The sequence below is a fragment of the Salipiger sp. ABN3_019 genome, from assembly GCF_056158605.1.
Genome location: NZ_JBSWTP010000009.1, coordinates 2,289,708 through 2,305,275 on the forward strand (window position 1 = coordinate 2,289,708; position 15,568 = coordinate 2,305,275).

Here is a 15,568-nt window from a genome sequence, read left to right on the forward strand (position 1 = left end):
GGACAGATCATGGCACTTATCTTCCGATGGCTCCTCAGGCTCGTCAGCACGGCGATCCTGTTGGCGGTGATTGCCGTGGCGCTGGTCTATTACCTCGCCTCGCGCTCGCTGCCCGAGTACGACAAGACGCTTGCCGTCTCCGGCACCACCGGGGATGTAGAGATCGTGCGCGACAACGCGGGCGTGCCGCATATCTTTGCCCCCGTGGATCGCGACGTCTATTTCGGCCTCGGCTATGCCCACGCGCAGGACCGGCTGTGGCAGATGATGATGCTGCGCCGCACCGCGCAGGGCCGCCTGTCCGAGCTTTTCGGCCGCCGCACCGTCGAGACCGACACGCTGATGCGCCGGCTCGACCTCTACACCCACGCCATGCGCTCGGTCGAGGCGCAGGACCCCGAGACGCGCGATGCGCTCGAAGCCTATGCCGCCGGGGTCAATGCGCGCGTGCAAGAGATCAACTCGGAAAGCCTCGGTCGCGGCGCGCCGGAGTTCTTCCTGTTCAATGCCCCGATCGCGCCGTGGCAACCGGCGGATTCGCTGGCGGTGATCAAGCTGATGGCGCTGCAACTCTCGGGCCAGTTCCGCGATGAGATCCTGCGCGCCCGCACCTCGCTGGCCCTGCCCGATCCCGAGATGATCCGCGATATCCTGCCCGACATCCCCGGCCCCGGCCTTGCCGAACTGCCCGCCTATGCCGCGCTCTTTCCCGGCAAGGGCCTGCCGCAATACGCTAGCGCCTCGCGCCCGCGCCCGGCAATGATGCCGGTGGCCGAGCCCGGCCTTGCCGGTGCCTCCAACGCATGGGCCGCCGCGCCGGACCGCTCTGCCGGCGGCGGCACGCTGCTGGCCAATGATCCGCATCTTGGCTTCACCGCGCCCTCGACGTGGTATCTCGCGCGGATGCAACTGTCGTCCGGCGACGTCATCGGTGCCACCATCCCCGGCGTTCCGGCGATCATGCTGGGCCGGTCCGAGCATGTGGCTTGGGGGCTGACCTCGTCCTATCTCGACGATCAGGACCTGCATATCGAAGAGCTCGACCCCGAGAACCCCGAGCGCTACCGCACGCCCAAAGGCTTCAAGACCTTCAGCACCCGCCGCTCGATCGTCAATATCAAGGACGAGGCGCCGGTCACCCTCACCCTGCGCTGGACCGACAACGGCCCGGTGCTGCCGCGCACCGCCTTCGATCTCGACCAGATCACCCCGCGCGGCGATGTGGTCTCGCTCAGCTGGACCGCGCTCAGCGACGACGACAGCTCGATGAGCGCCGCGATCGGCCTGATGCGCGCGCAGGATGTGGATGAGGCGCTGACCGCCAGCGAAGGCTTCGTCGCTCCCTCGCAGATGCTGACGCTGATCGATGACGAGCATATCGCCATGAAGCTGATCGGCGCCATGCCCAAGCGCGATGCGAGCCATCAGACCGAGGGCCGCATGCCCAGCCCCGGCTGGATCGAGGCGAACCGCTGGCAGGGGATGTTCCCGCCCTCCGAGAACCCCGTCTTCAAGGACCCCAAGGGCGGCATCCTCGGCAATACCAACAATAAGATCATCGACCGGCCCTTCCCCGAGCATGTCACCTTTGATTGGGGCGACAGCCAACGGGTGATGCGCTGGCAGGCGTTGATGCAGGGCCGCGAGGTGCACACCCGCGACAGCTTCATCGAGGCGCAACTCGACACTGTGTCGCCCGCCGCGCGCACCCTGCTGCCGCTGATCGGGCGCGATCTGTGGTTCACCGGCGAGGCCGCGCCCGAGGGCACCCCGCTGCGCCAGCGCGAGCGCGCGCTCGACCTGCTGGCCAATTGGAACGGCGAGATGAACGAGCATCTGCCCGAGCCGCTGATCTACGCCGCATGGCTGCGCGCCCTGCAAGACCGGCTGATCCGCGACGAGATCGGCCCGCTGGCCGATGAATACACCCATGTGGATCCGCTGTTCATCGAGCGCGTCTTCCGCGACATCGACGGCGCGGGAAAATGGTGCGACGTGCTGCGCTCGGCCCCGGTCGAGACCTGCACCGACATCGCCCGCATGGCGCTCGACGACGCGCTGGTGTGGATCGGTGAGCGCTATGGCACGCAGCTCGAAAGCCTGCGCTGGGGCGATGCCCACCAAGCCACGCATAAGCACAGCGTGCTGGGCGACGTGCCGCTGCTGAATTACTTCGTGAACATCCGCCAGACCACCTCGGGCGGCGATTTCACCCTGCAGCGCGGCGTCACCGCGGGCGACGGCCCCGATCCTTTCGCCAACGTGCATGGCGCCACCTATCGCGGCGTCTATGATTTCGCCGATCCCGACAGTTCGGTCTTCATCATCGCCACCGGCGAGTCCGGGCACCTGCTGTCGCGCCACTATGACGACATGGGCACCCTCTGGCGGCGCGGCGAATATATCCCGATGTCGCTCGACGAGGATCTCGCCCGCGCCGCTTCCGTCGGGATCACACATCTGGTCAAACCATGACGGCTGGCAGCCGCCTGAGCCGCGCCGAGGCGCAGGCCCTCGCCCGCGACGCGCTGGCCGAGCAGCATCCGGAGCGCGCCTTTGGGCTGGGCTGCCTGAAGAACATCGACCGCCCGATGCGCGCGCAGGTGTTCTGCGCCGCCCATCCGGACGCGCATCTGGTGGTGAAGGTCTACGCCCCCGCAGAGGCCGACAAGGCCCGCGCGCAGGCCGAGCGGCAAAGCGCGGTCGCGGCGCAGCTGCAGGCCGGACCGTGGCGCGCGCCGCAGGTGCTGTTCTTTGACGCGGCGCGGCTGGTGCTGGGCATGACCTACGCCGCCGGCCCCAACCTCGCCGAGCTCTGGCCGCGCATCCCGCCCGCCAAGCGCGACGTGCCGCTGGTCGCGGCAGGCTGCTGGCTGGCCGCGCTGCACCGGCCCACGCTGGAGCCGCGCAAGCTGCGCCCGCGCGGCCAGCTTGCTTGGCTCGAAGCGCAGCTTGAAGCGGCCCGCGCCTCTGACGACGGCTTTGCCGAATGCGAGAATTTCGCCTTCGCGCTGGCGGCCCTGCGGGATCTATTTCCTCAGGCACGCGGCCGCATGGCGACCCGCGCCGTCACCCACCGCGATCTGCATCTGTCCAATCTGGTGAGCGCGACCGGCGCGCTCTGGGGGCTCGACGTGGAGAACGCCAAACCCGATGCGCCCTATCGCGATCTGGTGGGGCTGCTGGTCGACGCGCTGGCACGCAGCCCGGCCCCCGATCCCCGGCGCTTCGGCGCGGCGCTGGCGCGCGGCTATGGCGACACCACCACCGATCCCATCGCGCGGCTGTTCCTGCAGCGCGCCTATGCGCTTGGCGTCTGGTGCCGCACGCCTTCCGAGCCATCGCAGCACCAGCGCGCACGGCTCGAGGCGGCGAAGATGATCCTCGCCGCCGAAAGCGCACTTTTCTAGGGAGACAACGTCCTTGCAAGGACGTTGCAACTTTCTTCGAAGAAAGTTGCCTTACACCGTCTCGAACTGAGCACGATCCTTGGCCGACCAGCGCAGGTGCATAAGGTAGCCCTCCTCGTCCTGCTCCTCGCCCAGCACCAGACCCTTGCCAAAGAGCCACGCCCGGCGCTTGCCTTCATCGAAGCCAAGCCGCACGTCCTCTTCGACCGCGGCGCCCTGCAGCTTTTCCGTCACCGCCTCAAGCAGCTCGTGAAGCCCCTCGCCGGTCAGCGCCGAGACGGCAAAGATGCCCTCGTCGCGCGCGGCCCGCGCCAGCGCGGCGTCATGCTCTTCGGGCTCCAGCCGGTCGATCTTGTTCCAGACCTCGATCTGCGCCACGTCCTCGGCCACGCCCAGCGAGCGCAGGATGCCATAGACATCCTCGGCCTGCTCCATGGTGCCCGGATGCGAGATGTCGCGCACATGCAGCACGATGTCCGCCGCCAGCACCTCTTCGAGCGTGGCGCGGAAGGCGGCGACCAGTTCGGTCGGCAGGTCCGAGATGAAACCCACCGTGTCCGACAGGATCACGTCGATGCCGGTCGGCAGTTTCACCGCCCGCATGGTCGGATCGAGCGTGGCAAAGAGCATGTCCTTGGCCATCACATCGGCGCCGGTGAGGCGGTTGAAGATCGTCGACTTGCCGGCGTTGGTGTAGCCCACCAGCGCAACGATCGGATAAGGCACCTTGGCGCGCGCCTTGCGGTGCAGGGCGCGGGTCTTCACCACCTTGTCGAGCTGTCGGCGCAGGCGCACCAGTTGCTCGTCGATGGCGCGGCGGTCGGCCTCGATCTGCGTCTCGCCGGGTCCGCCGACGAAGCCGAGCCCGCCCCGCTGACGTTCGAGGTGGGTCCAGGCCCGCACGAGGCGGGTGCGCTGGTAGCTCAGTGCCGCCATCTCGACCTGCAGCACACCCTCGCGGGTGGCGGCGCGGTCCGAGAAGATCTCGAGGATCAGCCCGGTCCGGTCGAGCAGCTTTACCTTCCACTCTTTTTCGAGGTTACGCTGCTGCACTGGCGTCACCGGGCCGTCGACGAGCACCAGCTCGACTTCGGCCTCGCTGATGCGCTCTTTCAGCTCGGCAATCTTGCCGGAACCGAAAAGCGTGCCGGGGTGCGGATCGCGCAGCGGCACGACTTCGCTCCCCACAACCTCGAGGTCGGGGAGAGCGGCGGCCAGGGCCACACCTTCATCGAGCGCCATCTCCGCATCGCGGCGATCACGGTCGGACTTGATGTCGGGGTGCAGGACCCAGGCGCGGGTCACATGCGGGTCATGTTCGTTCAAGCGTTATCGTCGCCGTCATAAAGGTTGATCGGCTGCGACGGCATGATGGTCGAGATCGCGTGCTTGTAAACGAGCTGCGATTGGCCATCCCGGCGCAGAAGGACGCAGAAATTGTCAAACCAAGTGATGACACCCTGCAGTTTCACACCGTTGATCAGGAAAACCGTGACCGGAACCTTGGTCTTCCGAACATGATTAAGAAATGCGTCCTGTAGATTTTGTCTGTCCGAAGCCATTAAATTAGCCTTTTTTTCTTGCCTTCGCCATTCTGGGGCGCTCCCTCGTTCTGGGGGAGTATGTATTGCAAGTGCCGGAACTTCCAGAGCAAAAATATCCCCTTTTTGGCATCCGCCGCGAGCGGCGCACATTCGCCTGCAAAGAGCGTGTCAATCGCGCCAGATATCCGGCGTGAGCAGCACGATGATGCCCAACACTTCAAGGCGCCCCAGCACCATGGCGGCGACGAACAGCCCTTTGGCCGCCTCGCCCATCTCGCTCAGCGGGACCGGCTGCTCGGCGGCGGCACGAATGAGCGGGCCGCAATTGGTCAATGCGGCCACGGTGGTGACCATGGCGTTCTCGAAATCCAGCCCCGAGAGCGCGAAGAGCAGCGAGAAGGCGGCGATGGTCATTGCAAAGAGCATGAAGAACACCCATGCCACAAAGGCCCCCTGCCGCCGGATACGCCGCGCCATGACGCCCGAGCGGCCCAGCGAATGCGGGTGCACCAGCCGTTCCATCTCGCGCACGCCCGCAAGGTAGAGCGCGTAGATTTGCAGCAGCTTCACCCCGCCCGCCGTGGTCGCCACGCCGCCGCCCATGATCGCCAGCCCCATCAGGATGACGCCCGGCGTCTGCAGCCCCGACCAGCCGCGCACGGCGGCCCAATCGGCGCTTTGAAAGCCGGTGGTCGACAGGAACGACAGCGCCGTGAAAAGCCCGCCCCAGAGCGCCCGGACCCCGGCGGTGAGGTCGGTCTCGGTGCCGATGTCAAACGCGGCGATCCAGTGCCGGAAGAACAGCGCCACCGGCAGCATCACCACGATCAGCAGGCCAAGACGGAACTCGGGGTCATTCTGCAGCCGCGAGCCCGCAAGCCCCTTTGTGTCGCCCGAGAAGGTCAGCCGCGACAGGGCGAAGAAGAGGAACAAAAAGATGATCATCTCGCCTGCCATGCCACTGCGCGCCTGCTCTGGTCCGCCCACCGGCGAGATACCCGAGGTCGACAGCGTCGACATGGCGTGGCTCAGCGCCACCAGCGGCTGGTCCCCGGCCATCATCAGCATGATCCACAGCGCCAGCGTCAGCCCGCTGTAGATCGGCACCAAGACCCGCGCCGAGGCCGCCAGCCGCAGCGCCGGATCCGACGCATCGCGGCGCGCGGCACCGGCATCGACGCTCTGCCCCGGCTCGCCCGAGGCGGTCACCTCGAATCCCCCAAGCGTCAGCGGTGCCAGCAGCGCCGCCGAACTGACCCAGATCAGCAGCCCGCCAAGCCAGCCCACCTGCGCCCGCCACAGATGCTCGGCGATCGACAGCCGCTCGGGCGCAAAGAGCGTGGCGCCGGTGGTGGTGAAGCTCGAGACCATCTCGACATAGGCGTTGAGAAAGGTGGTGGTGCGCACCGCCTCGTGGAACGGCACCGCCAGCATCGCGGGCAGCAGCAGGAAGGCCCCCAGCAGCGCCAGAAGCTGCCGCGAGGCGCTGCGGTAATGGGTGCGCGTGGCCTGCGCGATGGTGATCAGCGTCGTCAGCACCATGCCGACGATCCCGGCATAGAAGAAGCTGCGCGCGTCGTGGAATTCCTCTGCCGCCAGAGCCACCGCCGCGGGAATGATCATCGAGGCGCTGGCGATCCCCGCCAGAAGCAGCAAAAGAGGCGTGCGGGCGAGCGAGATCATGGCTCAGAAGAAATCGATCGAGACCTGCAGAAGCCGTTCGACCTCCGGCACGTCCTTGGCCAGCGCGAACATGACGATGCGGTCGCCCTCTTCCACGCGCAGATTGCCGGTGATCTTCACCACCTCGCCATCCTTCATCACCGCGCCCACCAGAACGCCCTCGGGGAAGTCGATCTCGCGGATCGCGCGGCCGGCGATCGACGAGGTCGACAGCACCTCGGCCTCGATCACCTCGGCCTCGGCATCGCCGATCGAATAGACCGAGCGCACGCGGCCATGACGGATGTGGCGCAGGATAGAACTGACGGTGGTGGCGCGCGGGTTGATGTGCGCGTCAACGCCCATCGGCTCCATCAGCGGCACCAGCGTGGGATCGTTAATGAGCGCGATGGCCATCGGGCAGCCCTCGGCCTTGGCGCGCACGGCGGCCAGCATGTTGGTCTTTTCATCGTCGGTCACGCAAAGCACCGCGTCGGCGCGGCCAATCCCCGCCTCGCGCAGCAGCGCCGTGTCGAGCGCGTCGCCATGCAGCACGATGGTCCGCTCCAGCGCGTCCGCCGCGCGCTCTGCCGAGCGGCGGTCCTTCTCGATCACCTTGGCACGGATGCGGTCGGGGCGGCTTTCCAGCGCCCGCGCCACCGCAAGACCGACGTTGCCGCCACCGAGCACCACGATGCGCTCCTGCTTGCGCTGCGCCTTGCCGAAGATCTCCAGCGTGCGCTGGATGTCGTCGGCATGGACCAGCACGTAACAGGCATCGCCCGCGAAAATCTGATCGCGCGGCTCGGGCGCAAACAGCGTGCCCTCGCGGCGGATGCCCACCACCACCGAGCGCAGCGTCGAAAACAGGTCCGACAGCTGCCGCAGCGGCGTGTTGATGATCGGGCAATGCTCGTCGATGGTCAGGCCAAGCAGCTGCGCCCCGCCCTCGAGGAAGCGTTCGGTGTCAAAGGCCGCAGGGGCCGACAGACGCTGCAGCGCGGCCTCGGCCACCTCTTTCTCGGGCGAGATCACCACGTCGATGGGCAGGTGATCGCGGCGATAGAGATCGGAGTAGATCGCCGTCAGATAGCTCTGCGAGCGCAGGCGGGCGATCTTGCGCGGAATGGCAAAGATCGAGTGGGCCACCTGACAGGTGACCATATTGACCTCATCCGAATAGGTGGCCGCGATGATCATGTCGGCGTCGCGCGCACCGGCCTTGTCGAGCACATCGGGATAAGAGGCGAAGCCCGCGATCCCCTGCACGTCGAGCGAATCCGTCGCGCGGCGTACGAGGTCGGGGTTGTTGTCCACCACGGTGACGTCGTTGCGCTCGCCCGAGAGGTGGCGGGCGATTTGCCAGCCGACCTGGCCGGCGCCGCAAATGATGACCTTCATGTCGTCTGCCTAATCTGCTGGCCCGAGGCCGGGATTGCGTCCGGCATGACATGCCGGGCGCTAACGGTCAATCCGCAGGCGAGGTTACGCGCGCCGGACACCCGGCGCGCGTTGCCATCCTGTCTTGCCCGCAGGCGGGATGCTCAGGAAACCTGCGACACCTGCTCGTCTTCGACATAAGCGATACGGCCACCGGATTTGGCCCCGGTGACCACGCCCAGCGACTTCAGCTTGCGATGCAGCGCCGAGCGCTCCATGCCGACGAAGGCCGCGGTGCGAGAGATATTGCCGCCAAAGCGGTTGATCTGGGTGAGCAGATATTCCCGTTCGAACGCCTCGCGCGCCTCGCGCAGCGGCAGGGTCGCCAGCGTGCCCGAAAGCACCACGCGCCCCTCTTCCGCCTCGCCCGCCGGTCCGTCCTGCGGCAGTTCGCGCGCCTCGATCGGGCCGGTGCCATCGCCGAGGATCAGCACCCGCTCGATCAGGTTCTTCAGCTGCCGCACGTTGCCCGGCCAGACCATGGTCTGCAGCAGCGCCACCGCGTCGTCGGAAAGCTCGCGCAGCGGCAGGCCCTGCCCGCGGTTGAAACCTTCGATGAAATGCCGCGCCAGCATCGGGATGTCTTCGCGCCGGTCCTCGAGCGAGGGCACGGCGATCGGCACCACGTTGAGGCGGTGATACAGTTCCTGCCGGAAGGTGCCCGCGGCGATCTCGGCGTCGAGATCGCGGTTGGTCGAGGAGATCACCCGCAGATCGACGCGCACCTTGTCGGTGCCGCCCACCCGCGTGAAGCTTTGGTCGACCAGCACGCGCAGGATTTTCGACTGCGTGCCGAGCGGCATGTCGGCGACCTCATCAAAATAGATCACCCCGCCATGCGCCTGCTCCAGAAGACCGGGCTCGATGCCGCGCTCGGCGCTCTCGCGGCCGAACAGCATCTGCTCCATGTTCTCGGGGGCGACACCGGCGCAGTTGACGGTGACGAAGGGGGCCGAGGCGCGTCCGGAATTGGCATGGATGAACCGCGCCGCCACTTCCTTGCCCGAGCCCGCCGGGCCGGTCAGCATTACCCGGCCATTGGATTTGGTCACCTTGTCGAGCTGGCTGACGAGGCCGCGGAACATGGCGCTGTCGCCGATCATCTGCGCCACTTCGGTCTCGCGGCGGCGCAGCTGATTGTTCTCGCGGCGCAGGCGCGAGGTTTCCATCGCGCGGCGGATCACCACCAGAAGCTGGTCGATGTTGAAGGGCTTCTCGATGAAGTCATAGGCGCCCTGCTTGATCGCGGCCACGGCGATCTCGATGTTGCCATGTCCCGAAATGATGATGATCGGAATATCGGGATTGTCGCGCTTGACGGTCTTGAGGATGTCGATCCCGTCCATCTTGCTGTCTTTCAGCCAGATATCGAGGATCATCAGCGCCGGAGGTTCGGAGTTCACCTCGTTCATCGCCTCGGTGGAGTTGCCTGCCAACCGCGTGGTGTAGCCCTCATCCTCGAGAATGTCCCCGATCAGCTCGCGGATGTCGCGCTCGTCGTCGACGATCAGGATGTCGCTCATATCTGCCTCTCCAGTTCCGAAATATTCTTATCCGAATTCTCCGGCTGTGTGCCGGTTGTGCCGAGCGGCAGGCGGATCACCGCCATGGCCCCGGCGTGGGTGGCGCCGCCAAACAGCGGCGCATCCTCGAGAGACAGCGTGCCGCCGTGCTCCTCGATGATCTTCTTGACGATGGGCAGGCCAAGGCCGGTGCCCTTGTCGCGGGTCGTCACATAGGGTTCGAACAGCCGCGCCCGGTCCTCGGGCAGGCCGATGCCATTGTCCATGATGTGGATGAGCGCGCGCCCGTCCTCTTCGGCAAGGCTCACCCGGATTTCGGGATTGTGGCCCTCGGGCGCGCCCTTTTCCTGCAGGCTCTCAATCGCCTCGCCGGCGTTCTTGATGAGGTTGGTCAGCGCCTGCCCGACCATCGTGGCATCAAGCTCGGCGGGCATGTCATGCGCTGGCAGATCGCTGACGAAACGGATGCCCGGCTGGCCGGTCTCCTGCAGCAGCACGGCCCCGCGCAGCAGCGACACCACGTCCTCGGGCTTGCGCTCGGGCTCGGGCATGCGGGCGAATTTGCTGAACTCGTCGACGATGCGGCGCAGGTCCTCGGTCTGGCGCACGATGACCTCGGTCATCTGGTCGAGCTTCTGCGCGTCCTCCTCGGCCAGTTCGCGCGAGAATTTGCGCTTGATGCGCTCTGCCGACAGGCGAATGGGCGTCAGCGGGTTCTTGATCTCATGCGCGATGCGCCGCGCCACGTCGCCCCAAGCCGCCATACGCTGCGCGCTGACAAGATCGGTGACGTCGTCGAACGCGATCACATAGCCTTCGAGCGTGCCATCCTCGCGCCGCCGAGGGGCGAGCCGGACCAGCAGATGTTCAAGCCGGCCATCGCGGCTGACCTTCACCTCTTCCTGCGCCGTCTCCAGCCCGTTGTCGCGCAGCCGGTCGTAGAGCGGGCCGAACTCGGGCACCGCCACGGTGAGCGGCACATCGGCGCGCGGGGTCTCCCAACCAAGCAGCCGCTCGGCGGGGCGGTTGACGAAGGTCACGCGGCCCTCGGCATCGAGGCCGACAACGCCCGAGGTGATTGACGACAGCACGGAATCGAACAGCCGCTGGCGGCGCTCGATCTGGCGGGTGTTCTCCAGCAGCGTCTCGCGTTGGCCCTTCAGCTGGCGGGTCATCTGGTTGAAGTAGCGCCCGAGCATGGCGATCTCGTCATCGCCCTCGCCCTCGATCACCTGCACGTCGAGATCGCCCGCCCCGACCCGCTGCGCCGCGCCGGTGAGCCGCCCCACCGGGCGCGCCAGACGTTCGGCGAACCACAGGCCCAGCCAGATCGCCGCAAGGATCAGCAGCAGCGCAAAGCCGAGGTACAGCAGCGCGAAGTCAAACAGCCGCCGCCCGCGTTCGCTTTCCTGCTGCTGGTAGAAGCGCGCGGTCTCCTGCGTCTCGTCGAGCAGGTTCAGAAGGTTCCCGTCCACCGCGCGGCTGACATAGAGAAAACGGTCGGCAAAGGCCGAAAGTGGCACCAGTGCGCGCAGTTCGTGATTGTCCCAATCGGGGATCAGCACCAGCCCTTCGGCGCGGGCGCGGAGGAACTGATCGCGGGTCGGCTCTTCGTAGTAGAACAGATACGAGCGATCGCCGCGGGCGCGGATCTCGCCGCCGCCGTCGATCACATAGGCCTCACGCAGGCCGCGCTGGATCTGGCCCTGCCCCTGCCCCAGCACCTGCCGAACATCGCCGTCGTCCAGCGCGAAATTGGCCCGCCGCGCGCCGTCGATAAAGCGCGCCAGCGCCTGAACGTCCTCGGTCAGACCCTCGCGCTGCTCCTTCTCATAGGCTTCGGCTGCAGCCAGCGAGGCCCCCACGACGTTTTGCACGCGGCTGGAAAACCATGTCTCGAGGCCGATGTTGATGGTGAGAACGGCAAAGACCGCGACGGTCACCGTGGGCAGCAGCGCCATCAGCGCAAACACCCCGGTCAAACGCAGGTGCAGCCGCGAGCCCGCCGATTGCGCCCGCCGGTCGGCGATCATCCGCACCAGCCGCGCCAGCACCAGCGTCGCGATGAGCAGCACATAGACCATATCGGCCAGCAGCACGAGCCGCAGGCTCAGCTGCGTCGCGCGGTCGCCGCCGCCAAGCGGCCCGAGGACGAAAAAGGTCATAACCGCCAGAACCGGACCCAGCAGCACAAGCCCAAGGGTCGCCACGTTCTGAACGCGCCTTTGTCGGCGCAGCCTGCTCAGCCGCGCCCACGTCGAACTCCGTGCCCGGGTGGCCACAAATTCACCTCACACTGATACGCTGCTCGTGGCAGCTCCGCCAAAGGCTGTGGCTTCTAGTGAAAGCGCCGCCCCGAGGGCGGCGCAATGCGGCCACATGCCTGTGACGGTTTTACATCAGTTTGCGGCGGCGTGTCACGCGAATATCCAGATCCGTGATCTTCTTACGCAAGGTATTGCGGTTGATGCCAAGCAGATCAGCACATTTCGCCTGATTCCCGCCGGTTGCCTCTAGGGCAATCTCGATCAAAGGCGCCTCGACCTCTTTCAGAATGCGCGCATAGAGCCCCGGTGCCGGCAACATATTGCCGTGCAGATCGAAGTAACGGCGCAGGTGGCGGGCCACCGAAGTGCTCAGTTTCTCACTGTCGCCGCCGCGCAGGATCGGCCCGGTGTCGGGCTGGTTGCCCAGCACCGCCTCAACCTCGGCGCGGCTGATCTCTTCGGCGCGGCTGGTCAGCGACAGGCGGCGCACCGAGTTTTCCAGCTGCCGCACGTTGCCCGGCCAGCTGTAGGCGCGGAAGAGCTCGGCGGCATCTTTCGACAGCCAGCGTTTCGAGGCGCCCTCGCGCTCGGCCCGCTGCAGGAAGTGATCGGTGAGCAGCGCGATATCCTCGACCCGCTCGCGCAGGCTCGGCACGTTGATCGTCGCGCCCGACAGGCGGTAGTAAAGGTCCTGCCGCACGGCCCCCTCTTCCATCGCCTGCGCCAGATCGCCCTGGCTGGTGGCCATGAAGCGCGGCACATGCTCGCCCGGAATGTCCATCATGCGCACCACGCGCGCTTGGATTTCATCGGGGATGTCGGTGATCTCGTCGATCAGCAGCGTGCCGCCCTTGACCCGCGCCAGCACCCGCGCCGGCCCTTCGAGGTCCGACAAATCCGCGCCGGTCACGGTGATGAACGGCAGCGTGCGGCGGTCCGAGAAATCGTGGATCGCGCGGGCGATCAGCGATTTGCCCGTGCCGCTCTCGCCCGAGATCAGCACCGGCAGATCGGTGTTCATCACCTTGGCGACAAGGCGATAGAGCGCCTGCATCGCTGGCGTCTTGCCAACCAGCGGCAGCTCGTCCGGGCCATCGGCACCGATCGTCGCGACCTCTTCACGCTTGGGCGTGCGGTTGCGGTTGTCGAGCGCCTTGGCGGTGCGTTTCATCAGATCGGGCAGATCGAAAGGCTTGGGCAGATAGTCGTAAGCCTCTGCCTCTGCCGCCTGAATGGCCGTCATGATGGTGTTCTGCGCCGAGATCACGATGACCGGCAGATCGGGCCGGTCCTGATGGATTTTCGGCAGCATTTCCAGCCCGTTGCCATCAGGCATGACGACGTCGGAGATCACCACGTCACCCTTGCCTTCGCCGACCCAGCGCATCAGCGTGGTGAGCGACGAGGTCGCATGCACCTTACAGCCGGCGCGGGTCAACGCCTGGGTCAGCACCGTGCGGATTGTGCGGTCGTCGTCAGCGACAAGTACGGTCCCGTCCATTTACCTGTTCTCCTCAATCTCGCGCGGGGCGCGCGGCAGTGAAATGCGAAAGACCGTGCGGCCGGGGACCGAGTCCACCGAGATCCAGCCGTCGTGGTCGGAAATGATCTTGGACACCAGCGCGAGGCCAAGCCCGGTGCCGTTTTCCTTGCCGGATACGAAAGGGTCGAACACGTCGCCCTTGATATCCTCGGGCAGGCCAGGGCCGTCGTCGATCACTTCGATCTGCAGCGGCAGCTTCTGGGTCGAGCCATCAGGGCGGCGCATCCGGAAGCTGTGCTCATAGAAAGTGTGCAGGCGGATCGTGCCGCCCGCTTTCGGGTCGGCGGCCTCGGCGGCGTTCTTCAGAAGGTTCAGCACCACCTGCAAAAGCTGATCCGGATCGCCATGGGCGAGCGGCAGCGAGGGGTCGTAATCCTCGACGAACTTCATATGCGCGCCGACGCCCAGTTGCGTCGAGCGGCGGGCGCGGTCCAGCACGTCGTGCAGGTTGACCGGCTTCTTTTCCGGCGCCGAAAGATTGCCGAACTGTTCCACCTGCTCCAGCAGCTTCACGATGCGGCGGGTCTCGGCGACGATCAGATCGGTCAGTTCCAGATCTTCCTTGCTGAGGTTCATCGACAGCAGCTGCGCTGCGCCGGTGATCCCCGCCAGCGGGTTCTTGATCTCATGCGCCAGCATCTCGGCCATGCCGATGGCCGATTTCGCGGCGGATTTCACCGAATGGCTCTGGGTCATGCGCCCGGCCAGTTCGCGCGGGCTGATCAGCATGATGAACCAGCCGGGATAGTTCTGCACCGGCGCAAGCTGCAGGTTGCACACCAGCGGCGGGCGGCTGCCGGTGCCCACGTCGACATCGTTGACGAAGAGCGGTGTGCCATGTTCGCGGGCACGGCCAAGGCTCTCTTCGAGCGGCGCATCCACGGCAAGACGGTCCCAGATCGGCTGGCCCACCAGCCATTTCGCCGAGTTGTTCATGAAGCCTTCGGCAGCCGGGTTCATGTCGGCGATGCGCTCTTCGGCGTCCAGCAGGATTGCGGGCACCGGAAGCGACGACCAAAGCTGCATCAGCAATTCATTGTTCGTGCTCATGCCGCGACTTTCAGATCGGCGTCCAGCGCCTCGTTCAGCAGGCGCAGAGTGACCGCCGGATCGCGTTCGGTCAGGATGCGTTTGCGCAGGCCCGGCTCGGGCGCTGCGTGATCCATGTACCAGCCCAAATGCTTGCGCGCGACACGGCCGCCCAAGTCCTTGCCGTAAAATCTCAGCATCGCCTCGTAATGCTCTGCAACCATTTGGTAAAATGCCTTTCCTTCCGGCACCTCAGGTGCCGCTGTCCCATAGAGCTCGGACGCGATCTGTGCGAGCCGCCAAGGCGCGCCCTGCGCCCCGCGCCCGACCATGACGCCTGCGGCGCCAGAGGCCTTCAGCGCGGCCCGCGCCGTGGCCGCATCGACAATGTCGCCATTGGCGATCACCGGGATCGACACCGCCTCGACGACCTCGCGGATCGCCGCCCAATCGGCAGTGCCTTTGTAGAACTGGCAGCGCGTGCGCCCGTGGATGACGATCATCTTCACGCCCGCCGCCTCGGCCCGCTTGGCGATCTCGGCGGCGTTCAGGCAATCGCCGTCCCAGCCAAGCCGCGTCTTCAGCGTCACCGGCAGGTCGACCGCGCCGACAACCGCCTCGATCAGCCGCAGGGCGTGATCCGGCTCGCGCATCAGCGCCGATCCCGACCAGCCGCCCGTCACCTTCTTGGCCGGGCAGCCCATGTTGATGTCGATGACCTTGGCCCCCATGCCCGCCACATGGCGCGCGGTTTCGGCCATCGGCTCGGGCGCGCGCCCGGCAAGCTGCACCGAAGTGTTCTCGATGCCTGCGCCCAGTTCGGCCTTCTCGCGGGTTCCCGGGCGCGCGGTGAGAAACTCGCCGCTGGCGATCATTTCCGACACCACAAGCCCCGCGCCAAAGCGCGACACCAGCGTGCGGAAGGGCAGATCGGTGATTCCCGCCAGCGGAGCCAGCAGGACCGGGGGTTCGATGAGTTTGTCACCCAGCGAGAAGTTCAAGCGCCTATTCCTTGTGCAGTTGCTTGGGAGTTAACGTGCCTCCGCCGCGTGTTCAATCATTTGGGGACATTAGCTGCGCACGCAAGGCGGTAGTGCCCAAAAAATAATCACCCCGCCGCCGGAGATTGCACCGCCCTGCGCCAGCGCCT

11 protein-coding genes are annotated in these 15,568 nt (G+C 66.3%); 2 read left to right on the forward strand and 9 right to left on the reverse strand.

The annotated features are described in order from the left end of the window. The first annotated feature begins 9 nt into the window (after positions 1–9). Positions 10–2,475, forward strand: coding sequence for a penicillin acylase family protein (locus ACXAD2_RS19290; protein WP_475173173.1), 2,466 nt, complete (start codon positions 10–12; stop codon positions 2,473–2,475). Further along, positions 2,472–3,410, forward strand: a complete 939-nt coding sequence (locus tag ACXAD2_RS19295) for a phosphotransferase family protein (RefSeq protein ID WP_475173175.1) — start codon at positions 2,472–2,474, stop codon at positions 3,408–3,410. Before ACXAD2_RS19290 ends, ACXAD2_RS19295 begins: the two co-directional genes overlap by 4 nt. Positions 3,411–3,461: 51 nt before the next feature. On the opposite strand, the gene hflX is transcribed toward ACXAD2_RS19295, so the two are convergent. From hflX to dusB, 9 genes are all read right to left on the reverse strand, one after another. Next, a complete protein-coding gene (hflX, locus tag ACXAD2_RS19300; RefSeq protein WP_475174970.1) occupies positions 3,462–4,715 on the reverse strand; it encodes a GTPase HflX in 1,254 nt (417 codons plus the stop codon). A 17-nt stretch (positions 4,716–4,732) separates the two neighbouring features. Continuing rightward, the gene (hfq, locus tag ACXAD2_RS19305; RefSeq protein ID WP_066100377.1) at positions 4,733–4,972 is read right to left on the reverse strand and encodes an RNA chaperone Hfq; all 240 of its coding nucleotides are present in this window, start codon (positions 4,970–4,972) and stop codon (positions 4,733–4,735) included. 150 nt (positions 4,973–5,122) lie between these two features. Continuing rightward, positions 5,123–6,637, reverse strand: a complete 1,515-nt coding sequence (locus ACXAD2_RS19310) for a TrkH family potassium uptake protein (protein ID WP_475173177.1) — start codon at positions 6,635–6,637, stop codon at positions 5,123–5,125. A gap of 3 nt (positions 6,638–6,640) precedes the next feature. Further along, positions 6,641–8,017: a Trk system potassium transporter TrkA gene (trkA, locus tag ACXAD2_RS19315; protein ID WP_066100382.1), complete on the reverse strand. Its 1,377-nt coding sequence runs from the start codon at positions 8,015–8,017 to the stop codon at positions 6,641–6,643. A gap of 143 nt (positions 8,018–8,160) precedes the next feature. Continuing rightward, complete coding sequence (gene ntrX / locus ACXAD2_RS19320; protein ID WP_475173181.1) at positions 8,161–9,579, reverse strand: nitrogen assimilation response regulator NtrX; 1,419 nt, start codon at positions 9,577–9,579, stop codon at positions 8,161–8,163. Next, positions 9,576–11,861, reverse strand: coding sequence for a sensor histidine kinase NtrY-like (locus tag ACXAD2_RS19325; RefSeq protein WP_475173183.1), 2,286 nt, complete (start codon positions 11,859–11,861; stop codon positions 9,576–9,578). The genes ntrX and ACXAD2_RS19325 overlap by 4 nt, the downstream gene beginning before the upstream one ends. 112 nt (positions 11,862–11,973) lie before the next feature. Beyond that, entirely contained in the window at positions 11,974–13,347 is a 1,374-nt protein-coding gene (locus tag ACXAD2_RS19330; protein ID WP_066100390.1) for a response regulator, read from the reverse strand. Then, positions 13,348–14,439 (reverse strand): two-component system sensor histidine kinase NtrB, encoded by a 1,092-nt coding sequence (locus tag ACXAD2_RS19335; protein ID WP_475173188.1) that lies wholly within the window; start codon positions 14,437–14,439, stop codon positions 13,348–13,350. After that, positions 14,436–15,419: a tRNA dihydrouridine synthase DusB gene (gene dusB / locus ACXAD2_RS19340; RefSeq protein WP_475173194.1), complete on the reverse strand. Its 984-nt coding sequence runs from the start codon at positions 15,417–15,419 to the stop codon at positions 14,436–14,438. The genes ACXAD2_RS19335 and dusB overlap by 4 nt, the downstream gene beginning before the upstream one ends. Positions 15,420–15,568 lie beyond the last annotated feature (149 nt).

What these genes read in the sequence shown, in the direction of transcription:
- ACXAD2_RS19290 (WP_475173173.1), top strand. Translation starts at nt 10, where the DNA reads ATGGCACTTATCTTCCGATGGCTCCTCAGGCTCGTCAGCACGGCGATC.
- ACXAD2_RS19295 (WP_475173175.1), top strand. Translation starts at nt 2,472, where the DNA reads ATGACGGCTGGCAGCCGCCTGAGCCGCGCCGAGGCGCAGGCCCTCGCC.
- hfq (WP_066100377.1), bottom strand. Translation starts at nt 4,972, where the DNA reads ATGGCTTCGGACAGACAAAATCTACAGGACGCATTTCTTAATCATGTT.
- ACXAD2_RS19310 (WP_475173177.1), bottom strand. Translation starts at nt 6,637, where the DNA reads ATGATCTCGCTCGCCCGCACGCCTCTTTTGCTGCTTCTGGCGGGGATC.
- trkA (WP_066100382.1), bottom strand. Translation starts at nt 8,017, where the DNA reads ATGAAGGTCATCATTTGCGGCGCCGGCCAGGTCGGCTGGCAAATCGCC.
- ntrX (WP_475173181.1), bottom strand. Translation starts at nt 9,579, where the DNA reads ATGAGCGACATCCTGATCGTCGACGACGAGCGCGACATCCGCGAGCTG.
- ACXAD2_RS19330 (WP_066100390.1), bottom strand. Translation starts at nt 13,347, where the DNA reads ATGGACGGGACCGTACTTGTCGCTGACGACGACCGCACAATCCGCACG.
- ACXAD2_RS19335 (WP_475173188.1), bottom strand. Translation starts at nt 14,439, where the DNA reads ATGAGCACGAACAATGAATTGCTGATGCAGCTTTGGTCGTCGCTTCCG.